Source organism: Inquilinus sp. CA228 (genome assembly GCF_052078665.1).
Lineage (GTDB): Bacteria > Pseudomonadota > Alphaproteobacteria > DSM-16000 > Inquilinaceae > Inquilinus.
This window is the reverse complement of the sequence record NZ_JBQJIK010000004.1, coordinates 16,720-39,343: the sequence shown is the minus strand read 5'-3', so window position 1 is coordinate 39,343 and position 22,624 is coordinate 16,720. Positions and strand designations below refer to the sequence as shown.

Annotated in this window: 23 protein-coding genes and 2 pseudogenes; 22 read left to right on the top strand and 3 right to left on the bottom strand. The window is 69.6% G+C overall.

What is annotated here, in order from left to right; translation table 11 throughout:
• Nucleotides 1-18 precede the first annotated feature (18 nt).
• The 22 genes and pseudogenes from ACTOWL_RS02705 (at nucleotide 19) to ACTOWL_RS02600 (ending at nucleotide 20,251) form a co-directional block, all read left to right on the top strand.
• Nucleotides 19-861: a carbohydrate ABC transporter permease gene (locus ACTOWL_RS02705; RefSeq protein WP_441319646.1), complete on the top strand. Its 843-nt coding sequence runs from the start codon at nucleotides 19-21 to the stop codon at nucleotides 859-861.
• On the top strand, nucleotides 858-1,691 hold the full coding sequence (locus ACTOWL_RS02700) for a carbohydrate ABC transporter permease (protein ID WP_441319645.1): 834 nt from the start codon (nucleotides 858-860) through the stop codon (nucleotides 1,689-1,691). The genes ACTOWL_RS02705 and ACTOWL_RS02700 overlap by 4 nt, the downstream gene beginning before the upstream one ends.
• Nucleotides 1,692-1,720: 29 nt before the next feature.
• Nucleotides 1,721-3,850, top strand: coding sequence for an ADP-ribosylglycohydrolase family protein (locus tag ACTOWL_RS02695; protein ID WP_441319644.1), 2,130 nt, complete (start codon nucleotides 1,721-1,723; stop codon nucleotides 3,848-3,850).
• Between the two features lie 318 nt (nucleotides 3,851-4,168).
• Nucleotides 4,169-5,215: a glycosyltransferase family 9 protein gene (locus ACTOWL_RS02690; RefSeq protein ID WP_441319643.1), complete on the top strand. Its 1,047-nt coding sequence runs from the start codon at nucleotides 4,169-4,171 to the stop codon at nucleotides 5,213-5,215.
• Nucleotides 5,216-5,280: 65 nt separating this feature from the next.
• Nucleotides 5,281-5,378: pseudogene (locus ACTOWL_RS02685) on the top strand (IS5/IS1182 family transposase); the annotation flags it as partial.
• 186 nt (nucleotides 5,379-5,564) lie between these two features.
• A complete protein-coding gene (locus tag ACTOWL_RS02680) occupies nucleotides 5,565-6,896 on the top strand; it encodes an ABC transporter substrate-binding protein (protein WP_441319642.1) in 1,332 nt (443 codons plus the stop codon).
• A gap of 68 nt (nucleotides 6,897-6,964) precedes the next feature.
• On the top strand, nucleotides 6,965-7,927 hold the full coding sequence (locus ACTOWL_RS02675; RefSeq protein WP_441319641.1) for a carbohydrate ABC transporter permease: 963 nt from the start codon (nucleotides 6,965-6,967) through the stop codon (nucleotides 7,925-7,927).
• A complete protein-coding gene (locus tag ACTOWL_RS02670) occupies nucleotides 7,924-8,877 on the top strand; it encodes a carbohydrate ABC transporter permease (protein WP_441319640.1) in 954 nt (317 codons plus the stop codon). The genes ACTOWL_RS02675 and ACTOWL_RS02670 overlap by 4 nt, the downstream gene beginning before the upstream one ends.
• Entirely contained in the window at nucleotides 8,874-9,077 is a 204-nt protein-coding gene (locus ACTOWL_RS02665; RefSeq protein WP_441319639.1) for a hypothetical protein, read from the top strand. The genes ACTOWL_RS02670 and ACTOWL_RS02665 overlap by 4 nt, the downstream gene beginning before the upstream one ends.
• A 7-nt stretch (nucleotides 9,078-9,084) precedes the next feature.
• Nucleotides 9,085-10,185: an ABC transporter ATP-binding protein gene (locus ACTOWL_RS02660; protein ID WP_441319638.1), complete on the top strand. Its 1,101-nt coding sequence runs from the start codon at nucleotides 9,085-9,087 to the stop codon at nucleotides 10,183-10,185.
• Nucleotides 10,178-11,200, top strand: a complete 1,023-nt coding sequence (locus tag ACTOWL_RS02655; protein ID WP_441319637.1) for an ABC transporter ATP-binding protein — start codon at nucleotides 10,178-10,180, stop codon at nucleotides 11,198-11,200. The genes ACTOWL_RS02660 and ACTOWL_RS02655 overlap by 8 nt, the downstream gene beginning before the upstream one ends.
• A gap of 8 nt (nucleotides 11,201-11,208) precedes the next feature.
• A complete protein-coding gene (dhaL, locus tag ACTOWL_RS02650; protein WP_441319636.1) occupies nucleotides 11,209-11,823 on the top strand; it encodes a dihydroxyacetone kinase subunit DhaL in 615 nt (204 codons plus the stop codon).
• Nucleotides 11,820-12,209: a dihydroxyacetone kinase phosphoryl donor subunit DhaM gene (gene dhaM / locus ACTOWL_RS02645; RefSeq protein ID WP_441319635.1), complete on the top strand. Its 390-nt coding sequence runs from the start codon at nucleotides 11,820-11,822 to the stop codon at nucleotides 12,207-12,209. Before dhaL ends, dhaM begins: the two co-directional genes overlap by 4 nt.
• 25 nt (nucleotides 12,210-12,234) lie before the next feature.
• Nucleotides 12,235-12,540, top strand: a complete 306-nt coding sequence (locus tag ACTOWL_RS02640) for an HPr family phosphocarrier protein (protein WP_441319634.1) — start codon at nucleotides 12,235-12,237, stop codon at nucleotides 12,538-12,540.
• Nucleotides 12,524-14,119 carry a phosphoenolpyruvate--protein phosphotransferase gene (gene ptsP, locus ACTOWL_RS02635; RefSeq protein ID WP_441319633.1) on the top strand — a complete coding sequence of 532 codons (1,596 nt, stop codon included), beginning with the start codon at nucleotides 12,524-12,526 and terminating at the stop codon, nucleotides 14,117-14,119. The genes ACTOWL_RS02640 and ptsP overlap by 17 nt, the downstream gene beginning before the upstream one ends.
• Nucleotides 14,120-14,124: 5 nt before the next feature.
• On the top strand, nucleotides 14,125-14,529 hold the full coding sequence (locus ACTOWL_RS02630; RefSeq protein WP_441319632.1) for a hypothetical protein: 405 nt from the start codon (nucleotides 14,125-14,127) through the stop codon (nucleotides 14,527-14,529).
• A 35-nt stretch (nucleotides 14,530-14,564) separates the two neighbouring features.
• On the top strand, nucleotides 14,565-15,554 hold the full coding sequence (gene dhaK / locus ACTOWL_RS02625) for a dihydroxyacetone kinase subunit DhaK (RefSeq protein WP_441319631.1): 990 nt from the start codon (nucleotides 14,565-14,567) through the stop codon (nucleotides 15,552-15,554).
• A gap of 298 nt (nucleotides 15,555-15,852) precedes the next feature.
• Nucleotides 15,853-16,929: an ABC transporter substrate-binding protein gene (locus tag ACTOWL_RS02620; protein ID WP_441319630.1), complete on the top strand. Its 1,077-nt coding sequence runs from the start codon at nucleotides 15,853-15,855 to the stop codon at nucleotides 16,927-16,929.
• 32 nt (nucleotides 16,930-16,961) lie between these two features.
• Complete coding sequence (locus ACTOWL_RS02615) at nucleotides 16,962-17,834, top strand: branched-chain amino acid ABC transporter permease (RefSeq protein ID WP_441319629.1); 873 nt, start codon at nucleotides 16,962-16,964, stop codon at nucleotides 17,832-17,834.
• On the top strand, nucleotides 17,834-18,781 hold the full coding sequence (locus ACTOWL_RS02610) for a branched-chain amino acid ABC transporter permease (protein WP_441319628.1): 948 nt from the start codon (nucleotides 17,834-17,836) through the stop codon (nucleotides 18,779-18,781). Before ACTOWL_RS02615 ends, ACTOWL_RS02610 begins: the two co-directional genes overlap by 1 nt.
• Nucleotides 18,778-19,566 carry an ABC transporter ATP-binding protein gene (locus ACTOWL_RS02605; RefSeq protein WP_441319627.1) on the top strand — a complete coding sequence of 263 codons (789 nt, stop codon included), beginning with the start codon at nucleotides 18,778-18,780 and terminating at the stop codon, nucleotides 19,564-19,566. The genes ACTOWL_RS02610 and ACTOWL_RS02605 overlap by 4 nt, the downstream gene beginning before the upstream one ends.
• Complete coding sequence (locus tag ACTOWL_RS02600; protein ID WP_441319756.1) at nucleotides 19,550-20,251, top strand: ABC transporter ATP-binding protein; 702 nt, start codon at nucleotides 19,550-19,552, stop codon at nucleotides 20,249-20,251. Before ACTOWL_RS02605 ends, ACTOWL_RS02600 begins: the two co-directional genes overlap by 17 nt.
• Nucleotides 20,252-20,299: 48 nt before the next feature.
• Here ACTOWL_RS02600 and ACTOWL_RS02595 read toward each other — a convergent pair whose 3' ends face one another.
• From ACTOWL_RS02595 to ACTOWL_RS02585, 3 genes and pseudogenes are all read right to left on the bottom strand, one after another.
• On the bottom strand, nucleotides 20,300-20,566 hold the full coding sequence (locus ACTOWL_RS02595; protein ID WP_441319755.1) for a hypothetical protein: 267 nt from the start codon (nucleotides 20,564-20,566) through the stop codon (nucleotides 20,300-20,302).
• A gap of 49 nt (nucleotides 20,567-20,615) precedes the next feature.
• Nucleotides 20,616-21,779, bottom strand: a pseudogene (locus ACTOWL_RS02590) (FGGY-family carbohydrate kinase); the annotation flags it as partial.
• Nucleotides 21,776-22,624: a class I fructose-bisphosphate aldolase gene (locus ACTOWL_RS02585; RefSeq protein ID WP_441319626.1), complete on the bottom strand. Its 849-nt coding sequence runs from the start codon at nucleotides 22,622-22,624 to the stop codon at nucleotides 21,776-21,778. The gene ACTOWL_RS02585 and the pseudogene ACTOWL_RS02590, both read right to left, overlap by 4 nt.

The window sequence follows — 22,624 nt, the reverse complement described above, 5'->3', positions numbered from 1 at the left end:
ACCCGGGGGCACGCCGCGATGTGGCTCTATCTCCTGCCGACCCTGGCGATCAACGTCGCCGTGATCCTGGTGCCGGCGCTGCTGACCATCGCCCTGGCGTTCTTCAGCTGGGACGGGATCTCGGCGCCGGTGTTCATCGGCCTGGGCAATTTCGAGGCCCTGGCCGCCGACGGCGTGTTCTGGTCGGCCCTGCTGAACAACCTGATCTGGACCGGGATCTTCCTGGTGGTGCCGATCGCCATGGGCCTCTTGGCCGCCGCCATGCTGCTGGTGGCGCGGCGCGGCAGCACCTTCTTCCAGGTGGTCTATTTCCTGCCGGTGATCATCGCCACGGCGATCACCGCCCGGATCTGGCAGGGCATGATCTACAGCCCCGTCACCGGCGTGTTCGGCCTGCTGCAGAAGACCGGCCTGCCGATCACCAACCCCCTGGCGCAACCGTCGCGGGCCCTGTTCGGCGTCGCCACCGTCGACCTGTGGCACTGGTGGGGCTTCCTCTGCGTCATCTTCTTCGCCGCGCTGCGCCAGGTGCCGCAGGAGCAGATCGAGGCGGCGCGGCTGGAGGGCGCGAAGTTCTTCCAGATGATGCGCTACGTGCTGCTGCCGGCGATCCGCCCGACCATCACCCTGATGATGATCATGACCGTGATCTGGTCGTTCCTGGTGTTCGACTTCGTCTACATCCTGACCCAGGGCGGGCCGGCCTTCTCCAGCGAGGTGCTGTCGACCCTGGCCTACCGCAAGGCGTTCTACGACCTGAATGTCGGCCAGGCCGCCGCCACCGCCCTCGTGATCAGCGCCTTCGGCCTGGTCGCCACCTACTTCTACATTCGCCTGCAGGCGAAGGACGGCACACCGTGAGGCTGGTCGAAAGCCGTACCACCCTGACCGTCAGCTATGTCGTGCTCGGCATCGGCGCGTTCACCGCCCTGTTCCCGATCGCGCTGCTGGTGCTGAACGCGCTGAAATCCGCGCCGGAGATCGTGCTAAACCCGCTGGCGCTGCCGCAGACGATCCGCTGGGACAACTTCGCCCGCGCCTGGAAGGACGCCCGCTTCAGCCAGACCTTCGTCAATTCGGCGCTGCTAACCGGGCTGACCATCCTGCTGGTCTGCACCACCGGATCGGCCGCGGCCTATGCGCTGGCGCGGCGCAAGATCCGGCACTGGAAGCTGGTCACCTTCTACCTGCTTGGGTCGGTCACGGCGCCGATCCAGCTGTTCCTGTTCCCGCTGTATTTCGGCTTCGCCAAGCTCGGGCTGATCAACAACGTCTTCGCCGTGGCGCTGGTCTACACCGCGATCTACAGCCCGTTCGCGATCATGCTGCTGCACACCTATTTCCAGGCCGTGCCGCGCGAGATCGAGGAGGCGGCGACGGTCGACGGCGCCTCGTCCTGGCAGGTCTTCACCCGGGTGATGCTGCCGATGGTCTCGCCCGGCATCGTCACCGTGGCGCTGATCATCGGCCTCTATTCCTGGAACGAGTTCCTGATCGCCACGACCTTCCTGCAGCGCCAGGACAAGCTGACCGCCGTGGTCTCGTTCTTCCTGCTGTCCGGCCAGTACAGCTCCGACTGGGGCGAGATCATGGCCGCGGCCCTGATCGTCGTGCTGCCGATCGTCGTCCTGTTCCTGGTGCTGCAGCGCCGCTTCATCGAAGGCATGGCCGGCGGCTCGGTCAAGGGCTGAGCGCCACCACCCCAACCGGGAGTTCCCCCATGAGCACAGTCGCCCTGCCCAACGACTATCTCGAGCGCGTCTATGCCGGCGTGCTGGGCAAGCTGATCGGCGTCTATGTCGGCCGGCCCTTCGAGGGCTGGACCTACCAGCGGATCATGCAGGAGCTCGGCCCGATCGAATACTATGTGCACGACCGGCTGGGCGTGCCGCTGGTGGTGACCGACGACGACGTCGCCGGCACCTTCACCTTCGTCCGCGCGCTCGAGGATTACGGGGTGTCGCCGGACCTGTCGGCCGAGGCGATCGGCAAGACCTGGCTGAACTACCTGGTCGAGCACCGCTCGGTGCTGTGGTGGGGCGGCAACGGCAATTCGACCGAGCACACCGCCTGGCTGAACCTGAAGCGCGGCGTGGCGGCCCCGGCCAGCGGGTCGATCGCGGAGAACGGCACGACCGTGGCGGAGCAGATCGGCGCCCAGATCTTCATTGACGGCTGGGCCATGGTGGCGCCCGGCCAGCCCGCTCTCGCCGCCCGTCTCGCCGAACAGGCCGGCAAGGTCAGCCATGACGGCGAATCCGTGCATGCGGCCGTGCTGTGGGCGGCGATGGAGGCCGAGGCCTTCGTCTCCGCCGACATCGACCATTTGATCGACACCGGCCTGGCGCAGATCCCGAAGGACAGCCGGATCGCGGCGCTGATCGCCGACATCCGCGCCTGGCATCGCGAGCACCCGGACTGGCACGACACCCGGCAGCGGATCGAGGAGCGCTACGGCTACGACAAATACCCGGGCAACTGCCATGTCGTGCCCAACCATGCGCTGATGATCATGGCGGTGCTGTACGCGCCGGACGACTTCCAGCGCGCCCAGATGATCGTCAACACCTCGGGCTGGGACACCGACTGCAACGCCGGCAATGTCGGCTGCCTGATCGGCATCATGCATGGGTTGGACGGGATCGAGGCGGGCCCGGATTGGCGCGGCCCGCTGGCCGACCGCATGCTGATCTCCTCGGCCGATGGCGGCAACGCCATCAACGACGCCGTCCGCGTCGCCTACCAGCTGGCCGGGCTGGGCAGCCGCCTGGCCGGCGGGCCGGATATCGCCGCGCCGAAGGATGGCGCCCAGTTCCACTTCTCGCTGCCCGGCAGCGTCCAGGGCTTCCGGCCGGAGCGCGGCCACGGCCTGGTCGAGCGGCTGGATCTGGAGAATGTCGTGGTGCCGGGCGGCCGCGCTTTGGCGCTGCGCTATCGCGGCCTCGGCCCCGGCCAGGCCGCGGCGGCGGCCACGCCGACCTTCAGCCCGCCCGAGGTCGCGGCCATGCGGACCTACGAGCTGATGGCGACGCCGCTGCTCTATCCCGGCCAGACGCTCTCGGCCCTGGTCGCGGCCGAGCCGGGCAATGCAGGCGAGGTCACGGTGGCGCTGCGCCTCAAGGTCTATACCGACCAGGACACGCTGCGGACCGTCGACGGCGCGCCGGTCCGGCTGGCGCCGGGACGCGACGCCGACCTGTCCTGGGTGCTGCCCGATATGGGCGGCCAGCCGATCGCCGAGGCCGGCTTCGTCATCGCCGCGGCCGGCCCCCGCGCCGACGGCGCGGTGGTCGTGGACCATCTGCGCTTCGACGGCGCGCCGGACCTGCATCTGCGCCGGCCGGCCGAGACCGGCGACTTCTGGCGCCAGGCCTGGGTCAACGGCGTCAGCTTCTTCTCCAAGCGCTTCCCGCCGTCGTTCCGGATCTCGCAGGATCGCGGCGAGGGCATCATCATCCACGGCACCCGGCAATGGACCGACTACCGGGTCGCCGCCGATGTGATGATCCATCTCGGCCGCGAGGCCGGCGTCGCCGTCCGGGTGCAGGGGCTGCGGCGCTACTATGCGGCGCTGCTGTCGCGCGACGGCATGCTGCGCCTCGTCCGCCAGCGCGACGAGGAGCGGACGGTGCTGGCCGAGACCGCTTTCGCCTGGTCGCTGGAGCGAAGCTACGACATCGAGGTCGCGGCGGAGGGCGACCGGATCACCTGCCGGATCGGCGGCGTGACCCTCGAGGCCCGGGACGGGTCGGGGGAGGCGTTCCGCGACGGCGGCATCGGCCTGCTGGTGCATGAGGGGGCGCTGTCCAGCAACGACGTCCGCGTCACGGCTGTTCAAACCAAGTCATAGGATGTAACCGGTCACCGATCCGATCTCTCCGAAGCGAACAAGTCCTGGTGAATCGGGAACTGCGGCTGACAATGGTCCGACCCGGAGCATGGTGAGGAAAGCTCCGGGTCGAGCCGGATGACACTTAAGAGCATGGCATCCACGCGCATTCAGTGCCGGCTTCAGAGGGGCAGTCGATCCCCCCATTGATTATGACGCCAAGGGGCGAGTTGCCGAAGCGCGTGGCGGCACCTTCCAATTGATTTTTTGAGCGCGAAAGGCATATTTGGCGCCTTGCAGCCGCCGATTGATCAAGGTCCCGGTAGAGAAAAAAATAGCATGGCCAAAAGACGTATTCTTGTTGTCCAGGCCCGCAATCTGGGAGATGCGGTCGTCCAGACCGGCTTGATAGAAGCGCTTGGGCGCTCGGAGCCGAGCGCGGAGATTTCCGTCCTCACTCGTCCGCAGTTCCGTGAGCTCTATTCCAGCAACCCCTTGATTTCGGAGATCTTCTACGCGTCGTTTCCGATGGGCACGGCTAAGAATTTTGGGTTCAAAGCCGCGATGAAACTCGCTTGGACCGTGGCAGCGCTCCGGCTGAAGCGCTTCGACCGGGTGGTCAATGTCGTGGGCGACTTTCGGGAAAATCTGCTTGGATGGGCGATCTCGCCCTCCGGAAATACCAGCATCACCTGGGCGCACGGCCATCCTCAGGCAAAGATCGTCCGGACCGGCGGCGAGAAATTCGTCCCGCACCTGATTATGGCGCCTGCCAATGATCCTAGTAGCTATTCGTCGATCCAACGCGTCGCGACGGCTCTGGGCGCCATGGTGCCGGCGCATTCCCGATTGTACGATGCTTCCGGCAAGCCGTATGCCCATCGCTCCGGTAGCGACAGGATCGGCATTCAGCCGACAGCAAGCCAGGAATGCAAGCTATGGCCCCAGGAGCACTGGCGCGCGTTGATCGCTATGATCCGCGCCAGCGGCCTGAGAGTGGTGGTATTCGGTGCGCCGTCGGATCGGAGCTATCTGGAGGGCTGTTTACCGGACGCCGACGATCCGGGCACCGAGATCGTCGCGGGGCCGCTGGCCGAATTTTTTCGTAGCCTGGAAGATGTCAGGGTTCTGATCGGTCTCGATAGTTTCGGGGTACATACCGCCCACGCGATCGGGACGCCGGCGATCATGATCTATGGTGCAAATATTACGACTGTTTGGACTCCTCCCGGGACGATAGTCGTAAGCAATGCCAAGCCACCGTCCTGCTATCCATGCTTTAACAAGCCGACATGTACTGAACAGAACAATCCCTATTCCTGTATCCGGGAAATACCGCTTGCTGCAGTTACGAGAAATTTGAAAGATTTTGGTGTTGTTGGTTGATGGCTCGTGAGCCTGATCAACTCATATTCGGGAAGCGTCCAAAGGCGTCTGGTCGAACCACGGCCGATCTGGCGCATGGGGACAAAGGCTATGACACCAATGCCGTGCGCCGGAAGATCGAAGCCACCGGAGCCGCCCGAATATCCCGCCGAAATCCAACCGGTCTGGAAGAATCATCGGATCTCGGCATCCCGGCCTGCCCCGCGGCTCGGCCGGGAAAAACTCGCGCTTGCCATGTTTAGTGAAACATGCGTTACTAAACAAATAATGAAACAAGCCGGCTGAAGATGCCGTCGGGTGTCCAGCCGGACCAGGCCTCCACAAGAGGCCGATCCTGGGGAGGACATCGATGAAGAGACGCTCCGTTGTGACGATGACGGTGTCTGCCGTGGCCTTGCTGGCCGGCCTCGCGATGCAGCAGGCCCACGCTCAATCCAATCCGCTGACGCTGTGCTGGGCCGCCTGGGACCCGGCCAATGCTCTGGTCGAGCTGTCGAAGGACTTCACCACCAAGACCGGCACGCCGATGAAGTTCGAATTCGTGCCCTGGCCGAACTTCGCCGACCGGATGCTGAACGAACTGAACTCGCACGGCACCCTGTGCGACGTCATCATCGGCGATTCCCAGTGGATCGGCGGTTCGGCCGAGAACGGCCACTACGTCAAGCTGAACGACTTCTTCGACAAGAACGGCATCAGCATGGACGACTTCATGCCGGCGACGGTGGTCGGCTATTCCGAATGGCCGAAGAACACGCCGAACTACTGGGCCCTGCCGGCGATGGGTGATGCCCTGGGCTGGACCTATCGCAAGGACTGGTTCGCGCGGCCGGAGCTGAAGGCCGAGTTCAAGCAGAAATTCGGCCGCGAGCTCGACGTGCCGAAATCGCTGTCCGAGCTGCACGACATCGCCCAGTTCTTCCAGGGCCGCGAGATCGACGGCAAGAAGGTGTACGGCGCCGCGATCTTCACCGAGCGCGGCTCGGAAGGCATCACCATGGGGGTGGCGAACTTCCTCTACCCCTACGGCTTCCAGTACCAGGCCGCCGACAAGCCCTATGACATGGAAGGCCATGTCAACTCGGCCGACGCGGTGAAGGGGCTGGAGGCCTACAAGGCGCTGTACGACTGCTGCACCCCGCCGGGCTATTCGAACTCCTACATGCAGGAGAATCTCGACGCCTTCAAATCCGGCCAGGCGGCGCTGCAGATGAACTGGTTCGCCTTCTTCCCGGGCCTGTACAAGGACCCGAATGTGGGCGGCGACAAGATCGGCTTCTTCGTCAACCCGGGCGAGAAGGTGCATGGCTCGCAGCTCGGCGGGCAGGGCATCTCGGTCGTCTCCTATTCGAAGAACCAGGACCAGGCGCTGGCCTATATCAAGTGGTTCGCCACCGCCGAGGTGCAGAAGAAGTGGTGGGCGCTGGGCGGCTATTCCTGCGCCAAATCGGTGCTGAACGACCCCGGCTTCACCGCCACCGCCCCCTTCGCCGCCGACTTCCTGAAGGCGATGGGCGAGGTCAAGGATTTCTGGGCCGAGCCGTCCTACGCCCAGCTGATGCAGGCCGAGCAGAAGCGCATCCACGACTATGTCGTCGCCAATCAGGGCACCGCCCAGCAGGCGCTCGACGCCTTGGTCAAGGACTGGGCCGACGTCTTCAAGGAGGACGGCAAGATCTGAGCCCGACCGCGGGGCGGGGCTCCGGCCCCGCCCATCCGAGCCCCCGCCCCACCCACCGGTCCGGATCCATGAATGATCTGAGCACGCCGACCCAGCTTGCGCTCCGCGCCGCCGCGGCGACCCCGACCGGGGTGGCGCGCCGGGTCCGGGGCCTGTCGGACAAGGCGATCGCCTGGCTGTTCATCACACCGACCATCGTGCTGCTGCTGGCGATCAACATCTTCCCGCTGGTCTGGACGGTCTATCTGTCGTTCACGAACTACCGGGCCAACCGGCCGAACGCGGCGGTCAACTGGGTCGGGCTCGACTGGTACCAGCGCATCCTGACCGACCCCGACATCTGGGCGGCGATGCAGGTGACGGCGCATTTCGTGATCTGGACGATCGTGATCGAGACGCTGCTGGGCTTCGCCCTGGCCATGCTGATCGACAGGAAGTTCCGCGGCCACGGGATGTGGACCACCATCATCCTGCTGCCGATGATGCTGTCGCCGGCGGTGGTCGGGAACTTCTGGACCTTCCTGTACCAGCCGCAGATCGGGCTGTTCAACTATGTGGTCACCTTCTTCACCGGCGGCGACCCGTCATCCTTCCAGATGCTGGGCGACGTCACCCTGAGCCCCTGGGCGATCATCATCGTCGATGCCTGGATGTGGACGCCCTATGTGATGCTGATCTGCCTGGCCGGGCTGCGCTCGATCCCCGACTACATCTACGAGGCGGCGGAGGTCGACCGCGCCTCGGTGTGGCGGAAGTTCTGGTCGATCACCGTGCCGATGGCGCTGCCCTTCATCATGCTGGCGGTGCTGTTCCGCGGCATCGAGAACTTCAAGATGTTCGACATGGTCAACCTGCTCACGGGCGGGGGGCCGGGATCGACCACCGAGGTGGCGTCGATCACGCTGAAGCGCGCCGCCTTCGAGAGCTGGCGCACCGGCTATTCCTCAGCCTTCGCCGTGATCCTGTTCGTCAGCGTGTTCGGCCTGGCCAATATCTACGTCAAGGCCCTCAACCGGGTGAAGCAGCGATGAGCGCCGCCAACACCGCCCATTCCGTGGTCGAGCCGACGCCGGCCGGGCGCCGCTTCGCCGGCGCGGTCGTGATCCTCTACGCGGTGATCACCATGATCCCGCTGCTGTGGATCGGGCTGACCTCGCTGAAGTCGCCGCAGGATTCGATCTCCTACCCGCCCAAGGTGGTGTTCAGCCCCACGGTCGAGGGCTATTGCAACCTGTTCACCACCCGCACCCGCCAGACGCCGGAATTCATCCAGAGCCTGGGCCCGCCGCAGGGGATGTGCGAGGAGGAAGCCCGGTCGCGCAACATGGTGATCGCCGGGCCGTCGAACTACATCCCGCGCTTCATCAACTCGCTGATCATCGCCTTCGGCTCGACCGTGCTGGCGGTGACGCTGGGCACGCTCGCGGCCTATGGCTTTTCGCGCTTCCGGGTGCCGCTGAAGGACGACCTGCTGTTCTTCATCCTGTCGACCCGGATGATGCCGCCGATCGCGGTCGCCATCCCGATCTACCTGATGTACCGCGAGATCGGCCTCTCCGACACGCGGCTGGGCATGATCCTGCTCTACACCTCGGTCAACGTCTCGCTCGCGGTCTGGCTGCTGAAGGGCTTCATCGACGAGATCCCGCGCGAATACGAGGAGGCGGCGCTGATCGATGGCTACACCCGCTTCCAGGCCTTCGTGAAGGTGGTGCTGCCGCAGGCCGCGACCGGCATCGCCGCGACCGCGATCTTCTGCCTGATCTTCGCCTGGAACGAATACGCCTTCGCCGTGCTGCTGACCTCCGGCACCGCCCAGACCGCGCCGCCCTTCATCCCGATCATCATCGGCGAGGGCGGGCAGGACTGGCCGGCCGTGGCCGCCGGGACGACGATCTTCCTGGTGCCGATCCTGGTCTTCACCATCCTGCTGCGGCGCCACCTGCTGCGCGGCATCACCTTCGGCGCGGTGCGGAAATGAGCGCGGCCCCTCCCCTCCCCGTTCCCAAGCGCCGCCGGCTGTTCCGCCGCGGCCCGTGGGAGGCGGCGGCGACCGCGGCCATCGCCATCGGCATCGTCATGCTGATGCAGCCGCTGTCGCTGACGCTGTACTCCTGGTCCTTCGTGACGATCCTGGCCGGCACGGTCGGCTTCATCATCGTCAGCCACTTCCCGGATTGAGGACGCCATGGCCGAGATCCGGGTCGAGCATCTGCACAAGGCCTTCGCCGACTTCACCGCGGTGCGGGATTCCAGCTTCACCGTCGCCGACGGCGAGTTCTTCGTCATGCTGGGCCCGTCCGGCTGCGGCAAGACCACGACGCTGCGCATGATCGCCGGGCTGGAGCTGCCGACCGCCGGCCGCATCCTGCTCGGCGGCCGCGACGTCACCTTCGACCGTGCCCGGGCGCGCGACATCGCCTTCGTGTTCCAGCTCTTCGCCCTGTACCCGCACATGAATGTGCGCCGGAACGTCGGCTTCCCGCTGAAATGCCAGGGCATGCCGGCGCGGGAGATCGCGCGGCGGGTCGAGGAGGCGGCGCGGCTCCTGCGCATCGACCATCTGCTCGACCGCCCGGTCTCCGGCCTGTCCGGCGGCGACCGCCAGCGTGTGGCGCTGGGCCGCGCCCTGGTGCGCGAGCCGCAGGCCTTCCTGATGGACGAGCCGCTCGGCGCGCTCGACACCGAGTTCCGGGCGCTGATGTGCGGCGAGCTGCGGGGGCTGCACAACCGGCTGGGCGCGACCACGGTCTATGTCACCCATGACCAGCTCGAGGCCATGGCGATGGCCGACAAGATCGCGGTGATGAACCGCGGCGTGATCGAGCAGTTCGGCACGCCGCGCGAGATCTATGAGCGCCCGGCCAGCATGTTCGTGGCCGACTTCATCGGCAGCCCGCCGATGGGGTTCCTGCCGTTCCAGGGCCGGGTCGTCCGCGGCGACCGCACCGTCACCATCGACGGCATGGCGATCCCGGTGCCGGAGATCCGCGAGGATTTGGCCGAGGGCGAGCTGGTGCTGGGCCTGCGGCCCGAGCATGTGCGGATCGACGAGGCCGGGCCGCTCAAGGGCACCGTGTTCGGCACCGAATATCTCGGCACCACCCAGATCGTCGCCATCGACACGCCGCGCGGCCCGATCAAGGCGCGGCTGCCGGCCGCAACGCCGGTCCGCGCCGGCGAGGCGGTGCGGATGAGCCTGGCGGCGGAACGGCTGTCGCTGTTCGACGGCGCCACCGGCCGCGCGATCCTCACCGCTCATGACGGGGAGGGCCGGGCCCATGGCTGAGCTGGCGCTGCAGGGCGTGACCAAGCGCTTCGGCGAGCTGGTGGCGGTCGACGGCCTGGACCTGACCGTCGGCGACGGCGAGTTCGTGGTGCTGCTGGGCCCGACCGGCGCCGGCAAGACCACGACGCTGCGCCTGATCGCCGGGCTGGAGCAGGCGGATGCCGGCCGGATCCTGATCGGCGGCACCGATGTCGGCGCCCGGCCCCCGGCGGCGCGCGACATCACTTTCGTGTTCCAGCAGTACTCGCTGTACCCGCATCTGACGGTCTACGACAACCTCGCCTTCCCGCTGCGCTCGCCGACCCGGCGGGTGCCGGAGCGCGAGATCCGCAAGCGGGTCGAGGCGGTGGCGGAGCTGCTGCGGATCGCGCCCAAGCTCGGCAACAAGGCGACAAAGCTGTCCGGCGGCGAGATGCAGCGCGTCGCCATCGGCCGGGCCCTGGTGCGCGACCCGCAAGCCTTCCTGATGGACGAGCCGCTGTCCTCGCTCGACGCCAAGCTGCGCGCCGATCTGCGGCTGGAGCTGAAGCACATCCAGCGCGACCTGGGCGCCACCATCCTCTATGTCACCCACGACCAGATCGAGGCCATGACCATGGCCAGCCGGATCGGCGTGATCGACCGCGGGCGCCTGGTGCAGATCGGCACCCCGCGCGAGATCTATGGCGATCCGGTCAGCGCCCATGTCGCCACCCGGCTCGGCCAGCCCGGGATCAACCTGATCCCGCACGACCTCATGCCCTGCCCCGGCCTGCCCGCTTCGGCCCGGCTGATCGGGGCCCGCACCGAGCATCTGCAGGTGCATCGCGGGCCGCCCAACGGCCATGCCCGGGCCCGGGTCGACTGGATCGAGCATCTCGGCGACCAGACCTATCTGCACCTCTTGATCGGCGAGCGGCGGCTGGTGTCGCTGGTCGAGGCCGACACCGCGCTGCGCCCGGGCGACGAGGTCGGGTTGGAGCTGGCCGCCCCCCTGTTCTTCGATGCGGACGGCAACCGCATCCGCACGGCATGAGAGGCAGCATGGACGTCCCGGCCGATCTCCTGAAGGCGACGATCCGCGCGGTGGCCGAGCGGATCGTGGCGCATGCCGAGGAGCTGACCACCCTCGACCAGGCCATCGGCGACGGCGACCACGGCATCAACCTGCGCCGCGGCTTCGGCGCGGTGCTGGCCGAGCTCGACGCCACCGCGGCCAAGCCGCTGCCCGAGGCGCTGCGCGCGGTCGGCACCACGCTGGTGATGAAGGTCGGCGGCGCCTCCGGCCCGCTCTACGGCACGCTGTTCCTGGCCCTCGGCAAGGAGCTGCCGGCGGCCCCGACCCGCGCCGACGCGGCCCGGGCGCTGGCGGCCGCGATCGCCGCGGTGCAGGTCCGCGGCAAGTCGGAACCCGGGCAGAAGACCATGCTGGACGTGCTGGCTCCGGTGCAGCGGGCGCTGGCCGAGGCCGACGGGCCGCTCGGCGCCGCCCTGCGCCAAGCCGCGGACCAGGCGGCGGAAGCGACGGTGCCGATGCAGGCGACCCGCGGCCGCGCCTCCTTCCTCGGGCCGCGCAGCATCGGCCACATGGATCCCGGCGCGCGCTCCAGCGCGCTGATCGTCGCCGCCGTCACCGAGGCCTTGGAGGGCGCAGCATGAGCAATGTCGGCATCGTCATCGTGTCGCACTCGCCGGACGTGGCGAAGGGCACCGCCGACATGGTACGGCAGATGGTCGGCCCCGAGGTCCCGCTGGCCTGGTGCGGCGGCAATCCCGATGGCGGGCTCGGCACCGACGTCGGGGCCATCCTGGCGGCGATCGACCAGGCTTGGTCCGATGCCGGCGTGGCCGTCCTGGTCGATCTCGGCGGCGCCGAGACCAACAGCGAGATGGCGGTCGAGATGCTGCCGGAGGCGCGTAGGGGTCGCGTCGCGATCTGCAACGCGCCGATCGTCGAGGGCGCGGTGATCGCGGCGACCGAGGCGTCCGGCGGGTCGCTGCTGGACGACGTCCGGCGCATGGCGGAGGAGCTGTCGCCGCAATGAGACGCGGAGCGTGGGCGGGCAGGCGATGACGGAACCGAACGCATCCGGGACGGTGCTGCTGACCCATGAGGTCGGGCTGCACGCGCGCCCTTCGGTGAAGCTGACCAAGCTGGCCAAGGCCTACAGGGCGCGGGTCGAGCTGGCGGCGTCGGCGGCCGGCCCGTGGATCGACGCCAAGAGCATCGTCAAGGTGATGGCGACCAAGGCGCCGAAGGACACCGTGCTGCATTTCCGCGCCGCCGGCCCCGACGCGGCCGCGGCAGTCGAGGCGCTGATCGGCCTGGTCGCGCGGGATTTCGACGAGGCGGTGCCGAATGCCGCCTCCGTCTGACCTCGCCGGCCGTCCTGCCGCCCCGGGCCTTGCGATCGGACCCGTGGTCCGGCTGGCCGCACTCGCGGCGGCGCGGCGGTTCAGCGGCGATCCGGTGCGGGAGGTGGATGATCTCCTCACGGCGATCGAGGCCGCGATCGCCGATCTCGCGACGCTGGCCGAAACCACCGGCGAGGACGGCGCGGGGATCCTGGAGTTCCAGGTGGCGATGCTGGAGGACGAGGCGCTGAGAGAGCCCGCCCTGGCCTTGATCGCCGCAGGCGTCGCCGCCGACACGGCCTGGCGGCAGGCGGTCGAGGTCGAGATCGCCGGATATGAGGACGGCGAGGAGTATGTCCGGGCCCGGATCGCCGACCTGTCGGACCTTCGAGACCGGGTGCTGGGCCATCTCTCCGGCACGGTCGACGAGGCGCCGCCGATGTCCGGCGCGGTGCTGGTGGCGGCGGATCTGACTCCGTCGCGGTTCCTCGCCACTGATTGGAGCGCGGGCGGTGCGATCGCGCTCGCCGCCGGCAGTCCGACCAGTCATGTGGCGATGCTGGCGCGGTCCCGCGGCGTGCCGATGGTGGTCGGCCTCGGCACGGCGGTGCTCGACGGCGGGACCGAGGCGATGGTGGACGGCTCGGCCGGCACCGTGTGGCTCGACCCTTCGCCGGAGGCGCGAACCGAATTCCGTCGGCGCATGGCCACGGCCGAGGCCGCTGAGCGCGCGGCCGAGGCGACGATCGGGCAGCCCGCCGTCACCCGCGACGGCGTCCCGGTCGCGGTGCTGATCAACCTCGCCGACCCGGCCGAGCTCGACCGGATCGACCCCGCGATCTGCGACGGCGTCGGCCTGGTCCGCACCGAGTTCCTGTTCCACGGCGGCGGGCTGCCGGACGAGGCGCGGCAGGTCGCTGCCTACGGCCGGATCGTCGCCTGGGCGCAAGGGCGGCCGGTGACGATCCGCACCCTCGACGCCGGCGGCGACAAGCCGATCCCCGGCCTGACGGTCGACGGCGAGAGCAACCCCTTCCTCGGCACCCGCGGCATCCGGCTGTCGCTGGCCCGGCCCGGGCCGTTCCGGGTCCAGCTCCGCGCCCTGGCGCGGGCCGCGGTGCACGGGCCGCTCAAGATCATGGTCCCGATGGTGACCGTGCCGGCCGAGCTGGACGCCGCGCGCCGGATGCTCGACGAGGCCGTGGCGGAGCTCGTGGCAGCCGGGATCTCGGCCCGGCGCCCGCCGCTCGGCATGATGGTCGAGGTGCCGGCCGCGGCGCTGGCGGTCGACCGTTTCGCCGCCGATTTCCTGTCGATCGGCAGCAACGACCTGACCCAGTACGTCACCGCGGCCGCCCGCGACACCGGCGCGGTGGCGGATCTCGCCGACCCCGGCAACCCCGCGGTGCTGCGGCTGATCGCGGAGGTCGCGGCGGCCGGGGCGCGGCGGGGGATCGAGGTCAGCCTGTGCGGCGACATGGCCGGCGACCCCGCCTTCGTGCCCGCCCTGCTGCGCGCCGGGCTGCGCAGCCTGTCGGTGGCGCCGGCCGCAATCGCCCGCACCAAGGCGGCGATCGCGGCCGCCGCTGCCCGGGCGTGACCGGCATGGACGCGCTGCCCCAGGACCCGGTCGCGGCCTACAAGACCATCCTCAAGGAGGTGCTGGACAACCGGCCGTCCGGCACCCGTTCGCGCCTGGCCGCGGCGCTGGGCAAGAACCGCAGCTTCGTCACCCAGATCACCGGCCCGGCCTATCCGGTGCCGATCCCGGCCAGCCACATCGACGTCATCCTCGACATCTGCCATTTCCCGCCGGAGGCCCGGCGGCGCTTCCTCGAGGCCTATGAGCGGGCGCATCCGCACCGGCTGAAATCCGGCCGCGAGCACCGGCGCGTGCGTGCCCACACCCTCTACCTGCCGGATCTCGGCAGCGACCGGAAGAACCGCGAGCTCGAAGCCCTGGTCGACGACCTGGTCCATGGCGTGGCCCGCCTGATCGAGGACGGCTGAATCGCGGTAAGCTCAAGGAAGGGGAGGACGCACCGATGAAGAAGCTGATCAATTCGGTCGAGACGGTGCTGACGGAAAGCCTGCAGGGCTTCGCCGCGGCCCACGCCGACATCGTCGCCCTGGACGGGGAGTGCCGGTTCATCCGCCGGGCCAGGCCGGCGCCGGGCAAGGTGGCGCTGATCTCGGGCGGCGGCAGCGGGCATGAGCCGCTGCATGCTGGCTTCGTCGGCCGCGGCATGCTGGACGCGGCCTGCCCCGGCCAGATCTTCACCTCGCCGACGCCCGACCAGATGGCAGCCGCCGAGGCCGCGGTCGACGGCGGCGCCGGGCTGCTGCTGATCGTCAAGAACTACGAAGGCGACGTCATGAACTTCGAGATGGCCGCCGAGATGATCGGCGGGCCGGTCATGACGGTGCTCACCGACGACGACGTCGCGGTCGAGGCCTCGTCCTACTCGACCGGGCGGCGCGGCGTCGCCGGCACCCTGCTGGTAGAGAAGATCGTCGGCGCCGCGGCCGAGGAGGGGCGCGACCTCGCCGCCCTGAAGGCGCTGGGCGACCGGGTCAACCGGCGCACCCGCTCGATGGGCGTGGCGCTGACCAGTTGCACCGTCCCGGCCGCCGGCCGGCCGACCTTCGCCATCGGCGCGGACGAGATCGAGATGGGCGTCGGCATCCATGGCGAGCCGGGCCGCCGGCGCGTCGCCCTGGCCCCGGCCGATGCCATCGTGGCTGAGCTGGTCGACGCCATCCTGCGCGACCTTGGCGACGTGGCAGGGCAAGACGTGCTGCTGTTCGTCAACGGCTTCGGCGGCACCCCGGCGGCGGAGCTCTATCTCGTCTACCACGCCGCCGCCCGGCTCCTGGCGCAGCACGGCATCCGCATCGCCCGTTCGCTGGTCGGCAGCTATGTCACCTCGCTCGACATGGCCGGCTGCTCGATCACCGTGTCACGGCTCGACGACGAGCTGGTCCGGCTCTGGGACGCTCCGGTGCACACGGCGGCGCTGCGTTGGGGCGCCTGACGATCGAGCGAAACCCGGACGAGCCCTCGGGCCTGGCCCCATATGTGCCCACTGAATGCGGTCGCGACCAAATGATTGACCAATCGTTCGGTCAATCATAAGCTGAGGCAGCTATCCTGCCGATCAGGGCGGGCGGCCCATCAGGAAGCGGCTTCAACCGCCGGCCAAGAGCCAGGTTATTGGGAGGGGACATCGCATGGGATCATTTCTCGTTCCGGGTCCGCTGCTGCGCGCAGCCGCCCTTATCGCCGCTGCCGCGGCCATCCTTCCAGGCGCCGGTGCAGGCGCGGCCGAGCCCGTGAAGATCGGCGCGGTCCTGTCCGCCACCGGCCCTGCCGCCTTCCTGGGCGATCCGGAGGCGCGGACGCTCAAGCTCTATGTCGAGACGCTCAACAAGGAGGGCGGCCTGCTGGGCCGGCCGGTCGAGCTGGTGCTGTACGATGACGGCGGCGACGCCAACAAGGCGCGCACCTTCGCCACCCGCCTGGTCGAGGACGACGAGGTCGTGGCCATGGTCGGCGGCACCGCCACCGGCACCACCATGGCGATGATCCCGGTGTTCGAGGATGCCGGCATCCCCTTCATCTCGCTGGCCGGCGGCATCGAGATCATCGACCCGGTGCGGGCCTTCGTGTTCAAGACGCCGCACACCGACAAGACCGCCTGCCAGAAGATCTTCCAGGACATGAAGGCGCGCGGCATCGCCAAGATCGCCCTGATCTCGGGCACCGACGGCTTCGGCAAGTCGATGCGCGGCCAGTGCCTGGCTGTGATGGGCGAATTCGGCATCAGCGCCCTGGTCGACGAAAGCTATGGGCCGACCGACGCCGACATGACGCCGCAGCTCAACAAGATCAAGAACACCGAGGGCGTCCAGGCCGTGCTCAACCCCGGCTTCGGCCAGGGGCCGGCGATCGTGACGCGCAACTATGCCCAGCTCGGCATCCAGCTGCCGCTCTACCAGTCGCACGGGGTCGCCTCGAAGAGCTTCATCGAGCTCGCCGGCCCCGCGGCCGAGGGCGTGCGCCTGCCCGCCCCGGCGCTGCTGGTCGCCGGCAAGCTGGCCGACGCCGACCCGCAGAAGGCCATCGTGACCAAGTACAAGATGGCCTATGAGGCGGCCACCGGCCAGCCGGTCTCCACCTTCGGCGGCTATGCCTTCGACGGCATCGAGCTGCTGGCGGACGCGATCCGGCGGGCGGATTCGACGGAGCCGGCGAAGATCCGCGACGCGATCGAGCAGACCAGCGGCCATGTCGGCGTCACCGGCATCTACACCATGTCCGCCGGCGACCATCTCGGCCTCGGCACCGAATCCTTCCACATGCTCGAGATCCGGGGCGGCGACTGGGTTCCGGCCCCGGGCGCTCCCTGAGCACCGGCGCCGCTGACCAAGAAGGCGGATCGATGGCCGAATTCCTGCAGCTCGTGTTCTCCGGCCTGACGGTCGGCGCGGTCTATGCGCTGGTCGCCCTGGGCTTCACCCTGGTCTACAACGCCTCCGAGGTGATCAACTTTGCCCAGGGCGACTTCGTGATGATCGGCGGCCTGGGCACCGCCGTCCTGGCCGCCGGCGGCCTGTCGCTGCCGCTGGCCGCCGTGATCGCCGTGACGGGGGCCGCCGTCACGGGGCTGCTGCTGCACCGCCTCGCCATCGCGCCGGCCCGGGACGCGTCGCCGGTGTCGCTGATCATGATCACCATCGGCGCCTCGGTCTTCCTGCGGGGCGTGGCCCAGATCGTGTTCGGCAAGGAGTTCCACTCCCTGCCCGCCTTCTCGGGCTCGGACCCGATCGCGGTCGGCGGCGCGACCATCCTGCCGCAGAGCCTGTGGGTGATCGGCGGGGCCGTCGTCCTGGTCGCCGGCCTGGACCTGTTCCTGCGCCGCACCCTGCTGGGCAAGGCGGTCCTCGCCACCGCCGCGAACCGGCTGGCGGCGCGGCTGGTGGGGGTGAATGTCGGGGTCATCCTGGCCTTCGCCTTCGGCGTCTCCGCCGCCATCGGGGCGATCGCCGGCGTGCTGGTCGCGCCGATCACCCTGACCCGGTACGACATCGGCACGCTGTTCGCCCTGAAAGGCTTCGCCGCGGCCATGCTCGGCGGCATGGGCCATCCGCTCGGCGCCGTGCTCGGCGGGGTCCTGATCGGACTGCTCGAAGCCTTCGGCGCCGGCTACATCTCGTCGACCTACAAGGACGCCGTCGCCTTCGCCGCCATCCTGCTGGTGCTGTTCCTGATGCCGCGCGGGCTGCTGGCCGGCCGCGGCGTGGACCGGGTGTGATGCTGGCCGCCGCCCTCCGCCACCGCTACGGCGCGCTGGCCGTGCTGATCGTGATCATCGCGCTGGTGCCGCTGATCGCGCCGTCCGCCTTCCACCTGCGCGTCGCCGCGCTGGTCTGGGTCTTCGCCCTCGCCGCCCTGGGCCTCACCATCCTGACCGGCTTTGCCGGGCAGATCAGCCTCGGCCATGCCGGCTTCCTCGGCCTCGGCGCCTATGGCGCCGCGATCGGGCCGGCCCATCTCGGCCTGCATCCGCTGCTGGCGCTGCTGCTGTCCGCGGCCTTCGCCGGGCTGGTCGCCTGGCTGGTCGGCCGCCCGATCCTGCGGCTGAAGGGCTATGCCCTGGCCATCGCCACTTTGGGCTTCGGCCTGATCCTGTCGCTGCTGTTCAACAATGAGGGCGACCTGACCGGCGGCCCCGACGGCATGGCGGTCAAGGCGCCGACCCTGTTCGGCTGGCGGATCGCGGGCGCGGCGACCTGGTACTGGCTGACCGCCGGCGCCCTGCTGCTGGGCGCCTGGATCGCGCTGAACCTGCGGTCCAGCCCCGCCGGCCGGGCGCTGCGGGCGCTGCATGACAGCGAGACCGCGGCGGCGGGCACCGGCATCGACGTCGCCGGCCGGAAGCTGGCCGCCTTCGTCATCAGCGCGGTCTACGCCGCTGTCGCCGGCGGGCTGCTGGCCGGCATGAACGGGCTGGTGACGCCCGACGCCGCCGGCTTCCTGCAGTCGATCGAGCTGGTGGCGATGGTCATCATCGGCGGGCTCGGATCGGTGCTCGGCGCGGTGGTCGGTGCCGCCCTGCTGGTGGTGCTGCCCCAGGCCCTGACCGCGTTCCAGGAATATGAGCAGGCGGTGCTGGGGCTGCTGATCATGGGGTTCATGATCGCCCTGCCCGCCGGCATCGTGCCGGCGCTGCACCGTTTGCTGCTGGAGCGCCTGCGATGAGCGTCCTGGCCGTCGACGGGATCGGCATCGCCTTCGGCGGCCTGGTGGCGGTCGACGGCGTCGGCTTCACCGTCGCCGCGGGCGAGGTGCTGTCGATCATCGGCCCGAACGGCGCCGGCACGACCACGCTGTTCAACCTGGTCACCGGCCTGTACCGCCCGCAGCGCGGCACGGTGGCGCTGGACGGCAAGCCGGTCACCGGCCTGCCGCCGCATCTGCTGGCCCGGCGCGGCTTGGCCCGGACCTTCCAGAACCTGCAGATCTTCTTCCGCATGACCGCGCTGGAGAACGTCATGGTCGGCTGCCATCTGAGCGAACGCAGCCCGCTGCTGGCCGACCTGCTGGGCCTGCCGGTCACGCGGCGCCAGGACCGGACGACGCGCGACCGGGCGATGGCGATCCTCGAGCGGGTCGGCCTCGCCGCCGAGGCGGCGACGCCGGCGGGGTCGCTGCCCTATGGCGTGCTGAAGCGGCTGGAGATCGCGCGGGCGCTGGCCGCCGAGCCCCGGGCGCTGCTGCTGGACGAGCCGGCCGCCGGCTGCAATGCGGTGGAGACGGAGGCCGTCGACACCCTGATCTGCGAGGTCGCCCGCACCGGCGTCGCGGTGGTGCTGATCGAGCACGACATGAAGCTGGTGATGCGGATCTCGGACCGCATCCTGGTGCTGGCCCAGGGCCGCCGCCTGGCGGAGGGACGGCCGCGGGAGGTGCGCGACGATCCGGCGGTGATCGCCGCCTATCTCGGCGACCACGGGCGTGCGGAGGCCGATCGTGCTCACGGTTGACGGACTCCACTCCGCCTATGGCCGCATCGCCGTGCTGCACGGCATCCGGCTGACCGTCGCACCGCGCGAGATCGTCGCCCTGATCGGCGCCAACGGCGCCGGCAAGACCACGCTGCTGCGCTGCCTGTCCGGGGTACAGCCGATCACCGCCGGCCGCGTGGAGTTCGACGGCACCGCGATCGCCGGCCTCGGGCCGCACAAGCGGGTCTCGCTCGGCATCGCCCAGTCGCCGGAGGGGCGACAGGTGTTCGGCCCCTTGAGCGTCGAAGACAACCTCCGCCTCGGCGCCTTCCGCCGCCGCGACGGGGCCGTGGCCCGGCTGGACCGGATCTACGCCATGTTTCCGGCGCTGGCGGAAAAGCGGGGCGTCGCGGCGGCCAGCCTGTCGGGCGGGCAGCAGCAGATGCTGGCGATCGGCCGGGCCCTGATGTCCGAGCCCCGGCTGCTGCTGCTCGACGAGCCGTCGCTCGGCCTGGCGCCGCTGCTGGTCGACCAGATCCTGGCGGCGGTCACCGCCCTCCGCCGCGACGGGGTGGCGGTGCTGCTGGTCGAGCAGAACGCGGCCGCGGCCCTGGCCGTCGCCGACCGCGGCTATGTGCTGGAGACCGGCCGGGTGGTCCAGGAAGGCACTGGCCGCGCCCTGCTGGACGACCCGAGGCTGCGGGACGCCTATCTGGGCCACTGAGGCCTTTGAGAGGGGGCTTCTGAACCTCCGCACCGCCATCCGGCGCGATCATGCCTGGCCGAGGTCGCGCAGGGCCGCCCAATGCGGCGCCAGGCTTTTGCCCACCGCCTGCCACAGGGCGAAGCGGCGCTGGTAGAAGCCGGCCAGGCAGGGATCGGGCACCACTTCGCGCGACGGCGCGACCATCGCGGCGGCGGCCTCGTCCAGGCTGGCGAAGCGGCCGGCCCCTACCGCTGCGGCCATGGCGGCGCCGAGCGCCCCGGTCTCCGCCTGGGCCGCGACCTTGACCGGCAGGCGCAGCACGTCGGCGATCATCTGCGGCCAGACCGGGCTGCGCGGCATCACCATCTCCGGCGGCGAGCAGCTTCTCGACATGGGCGAGATGGGCGAAGGCGACGCCTTCGAACACCGCCCGCACCAGGTCGCCGCCGTCATGCCAGCCGGCCAGGCCGAAGAAGCCGGCCCGCGCCGACGGATCGCCCGCCGCGCCGTAGAGATAGGGGTGGTACATCGGCCCGTCGGCCTTGGCCGGCGCCGCGGCGGCCAGGGCGTCGGCCAGGGCGAAGGCGCTGCCGCCCGCCCGCCGGGAATCCTGCGCCAGCAGGTGATGGGCGAGCCATTCGAGATTGGTCGCCGAGGTCGCCGAGTTCTCCATCGACAGGAAGCGGCCGGGGGCGATGCCGGTCGCCATGAACACCCCATCCAGCGGCGCGTCGACCACCACCTGGTTGATGCTCCAGGTGCCGAGGATGATCGAGGCCTGGCCCGGGCGGGTGACGCCGGCGCCGACCGCGCTGGCCACCACGTCGAAGAAGCCGGCGACCACCGGCGTGCCCTCGGCCAGGCCGGTGCGGGAGGCGGCCGCGGCAGACACCGTGCCGACCCGGTCGGTGGGCCAGTGCAGCGGCGGCAGCTTTGCCGCGACGCCGCCGAGGCCGTAGATCTCCAGCAGCCCGTCATCGTAGCGGTTCTCGGGCAGGCGCAGCAGCCCGGCCCCGCCCATGTCGGTGATGTCGGTCGCCACCCGCCCGGTCAGGGCGTGGACCACCAGATCCTTGCACATCAGCACATGGGCGGCGCGCGCCAGGGTCTGCGGCCGATGGCGCGCCATCCAGGCCAGCAGCGCCGGGGTCTGCGACGGCCAGGGCCGCTGCAGGCAGATCGCCGCCGCGGCCTCCCCCACCCCGGCGGCCGCCCACTCCTCGACCAGCCCGGCGGTGCGGGAATCGAGCGACTGGATCGCCGCCAGCGGCCCGCCCTCGGCGTCGAGCAGATAGAGGCCGTTGCCGTGGCCCGAGGTGCCGATGCCGGCGATGTCGCGGCCGTGCAGGCCGCTCTTGTCCAGCAGCTCGCGGACGAGGTCGGCGAGATCAGCGCGCAGGCGGCCGATGTCGCGCTCGACCATGCCGGGCTCCGGGCTGTGGCCGCCGGTGTCGCGATGGGCGCAGGCCAGCTCCCGCCCCGCATCGTCGAACAGCAGCGCCTTGACCCCGGTGTTGCCGGCGTCGATGCCCAGCCAGGCGCTCATCGCCCGCCACCGTTGCGGTAGATCGACCAGGCGGCGTCGGCATCGGCGCCGTCATGGATCATCGCCATCAGCGCCGCCACCACGGCGCCGGGATTGTCGTGCTGGTAGATGTTGCGGCCATAGACCATGCCGTGCGCGCCCTGGGCCATCAGCGCGGCCGAGGTCTCGAACACCCGCCGCAGGTCGGCCTTGCCGCCGCCGCGCACCAGCACCGGGCAGCGCGCCGCCTGGACCACATGGCGGAAATCGGCCGGGTTGTCGGTCGGGTCGGCCTTGACGATGTCGGCGCCGAGCTCGCGCGCCAGCCGGACCAGGGTGACGATCTTCTCGGTGTCGCCGTCGACCAGGTAGCCGCCGCGCTCGTTCGGCTGCATCACCAGCGGCTCGATCATCAGCGGCATGCCGTATGTCTCGCAATCATTGCCGAGCCGGCTGATGTTCTGCACGCATTGCCGGAACAGCCCCGGCTCGTCCGGCAGCATGAACAGGTTCACCACCACGCAGGCGGCGTCAAGGCGCAGCGCCGGCAGAATCGGGTCGGCCTCGTTCTGCAGCAGCGCCCACATCTCGCGATGGCGCTGGCGGTTGTAGGGGTTGCCCATGTCGACCCGCATCACCAGCGCCGGACGGTTCTGCCCCGGCATCGACTGCAGCAGGTCGGCCTGGCCGTAATTCATCTGGATCGCGTCCGGCCCGGCCGCGGCCAGCATGCGGACCACGCCCGCCATGTCCTCCAGCCCGGCCATGAAGGACGGCTCGTTGCAGACGCCGTGATCGATCGCGACATCCAGGCAGCGGCCGTTCCGCATCAGCCGGTTCAGGCGGACCTTCTTGGTCAGATACAT

What these genes read in the sequence shown, in the direction of transcription:
- ACTOWL_RS02705 (WP_441319646.1), top strand. Translation starts at nt 19, where the DNA reads ATGTGGCTCTATCTCCTGCCGACCCTGGCGATCAACGTCGCCGTGATC.
- ACTOWL_RS02695 (WP_441319644.1), top strand. Translation starts at nt 1,721, where the DNA reads ATGAGCACAGTCGCCCTGCCCAACGACTATCTCGAGCGCGTCTATGCC.
- ACTOWL_RS02690 (WP_441319643.1), top strand. Translation starts at nt 4,169, where the DNA reads ATGGCCAAAAGACGTATTCTTGTTGTCCAGGCCCGCAATCTGGGAGAT.
- ACTOWL_RS02680 (WP_441319642.1), top strand. Translation starts at nt 5,565, where the DNA reads ATGAAGAGACGCTCCGTTGTGACGATGACGGTGTCTGCCGTGGCCTTG.
- ACTOWL_RS02675 (WP_441319641.1), top strand. Translation starts at nt 6,965, where the DNA reads ATGAATGATCTGAGCACGCCGACCCAGCTTGCGCTCCGCGCCGCCGCG.
- ACTOWL_RS02670 (WP_441319640.1), top strand. Translation starts at nt 7,924, where the DNA reads ATGAGCGCCGCCAACACCGCCCATTCCGTGGTCGAGCCGACGCCGGCC.
- ACTOWL_RS02665 (WP_441319639.1), top strand. Translation starts at nt 8,874, where the DNA reads ATGAGCGCGGCCCCTCCCCTCCCCGTTCCCAAGCGCCGCCGGCTGTTC.
- ACTOWL_RS02660 (WP_441319638.1), top strand. Translation starts at nt 9,085, where the DNA reads ATGGCCGAGATCCGGGTCGAGCATCTGCACAAGGCCTTCGCCGACTTC.
- ACTOWL_RS02655 (WP_441319637.1), top strand. Translation starts at nt 10,178, where the DNA reads ATGGCTGAGCTGGCGCTGCAGGGCGTGACCAAGCGCTTCGGCGAGCTG.
- dhaL (WP_441319636.1), top strand. Translation starts at nt 11,209, where the DNA reads ATGGACGTCCCGGCCGATCTCCTGAAGGCGACGATCCGCGCGGTGGCC.
- dhaM (WP_441319635.1), top strand. Translation starts at nt 11,820, where the DNA reads ATGAGCAATGTCGGCATCGTCATCGTGTCGCACTCGCCGGACGTGGCG.
- ACTOWL_RS02640 (WP_441319634.1), top strand. Translation starts at nt 12,235, where the DNA reads ATGACGGAACCGAACGCATCCGGGACGGTGCTGCTGACCCATGAGGTC.
- ptsP (WP_441319633.1), top strand. Translation starts at nt 12,524, where the DNA reads ATGCCGCCTCCGTCTGACCTCGCCGGCCGTCCTGCCGCCCCGGGCCTT.
- ACTOWL_RS02630 (WP_441319632.1), top strand. Translation starts at nt 14,125, where the DNA reads ATGGACGCGCTGCCCCAGGACCCGGTCGCGGCCTACAAGACCATCCTC.
- dhaK (WP_441319631.1), top strand. Translation starts at nt 14,565, where the DNA reads ATGAAGAAGCTGATCAATTCGGTCGAGACGGTGCTGACGGAAAGCCTG.
- ACTOWL_RS02615 (WP_441319629.1), top strand. Translation starts at nt 16,962, where the DNA reads ATGGCCGAATTCCTGCAGCTCGTGTTCTCCGGCCTGACGGTCGGCGCG.
- ACTOWL_RS02610 (WP_441319628.1), top strand. Translation starts at nt 17,834, where the DNA reads ATGCTGGCCGCCGCCCTCCGCCACCGCTACGGCGCGCTGGCCGTGCTG.
- ACTOWL_RS02605 (WP_441319627.1), top strand. Translation starts at nt 18,778, where the DNA reads ATGAGCGTCCTGGCCGTCGACGGGATCGGCATCGCCTTCGGCGGCCTG.
- ACTOWL_RS02595 (WP_441319755.1), bottom strand. Translation starts at nt 20,566, where the DNA reads ATGATCGCCGACGTGCTGCGCCTGCCGGTCAAGGTCGCGGCCCAGGCG.
- ACTOWL_RS02585 (WP_441319626.1), bottom strand. Translation starts at nt 22,624, where the DNA reads ATGTATCTGACCAAGAAGGTCCGCCTGAACCGGCTGATGCGGAACGGC.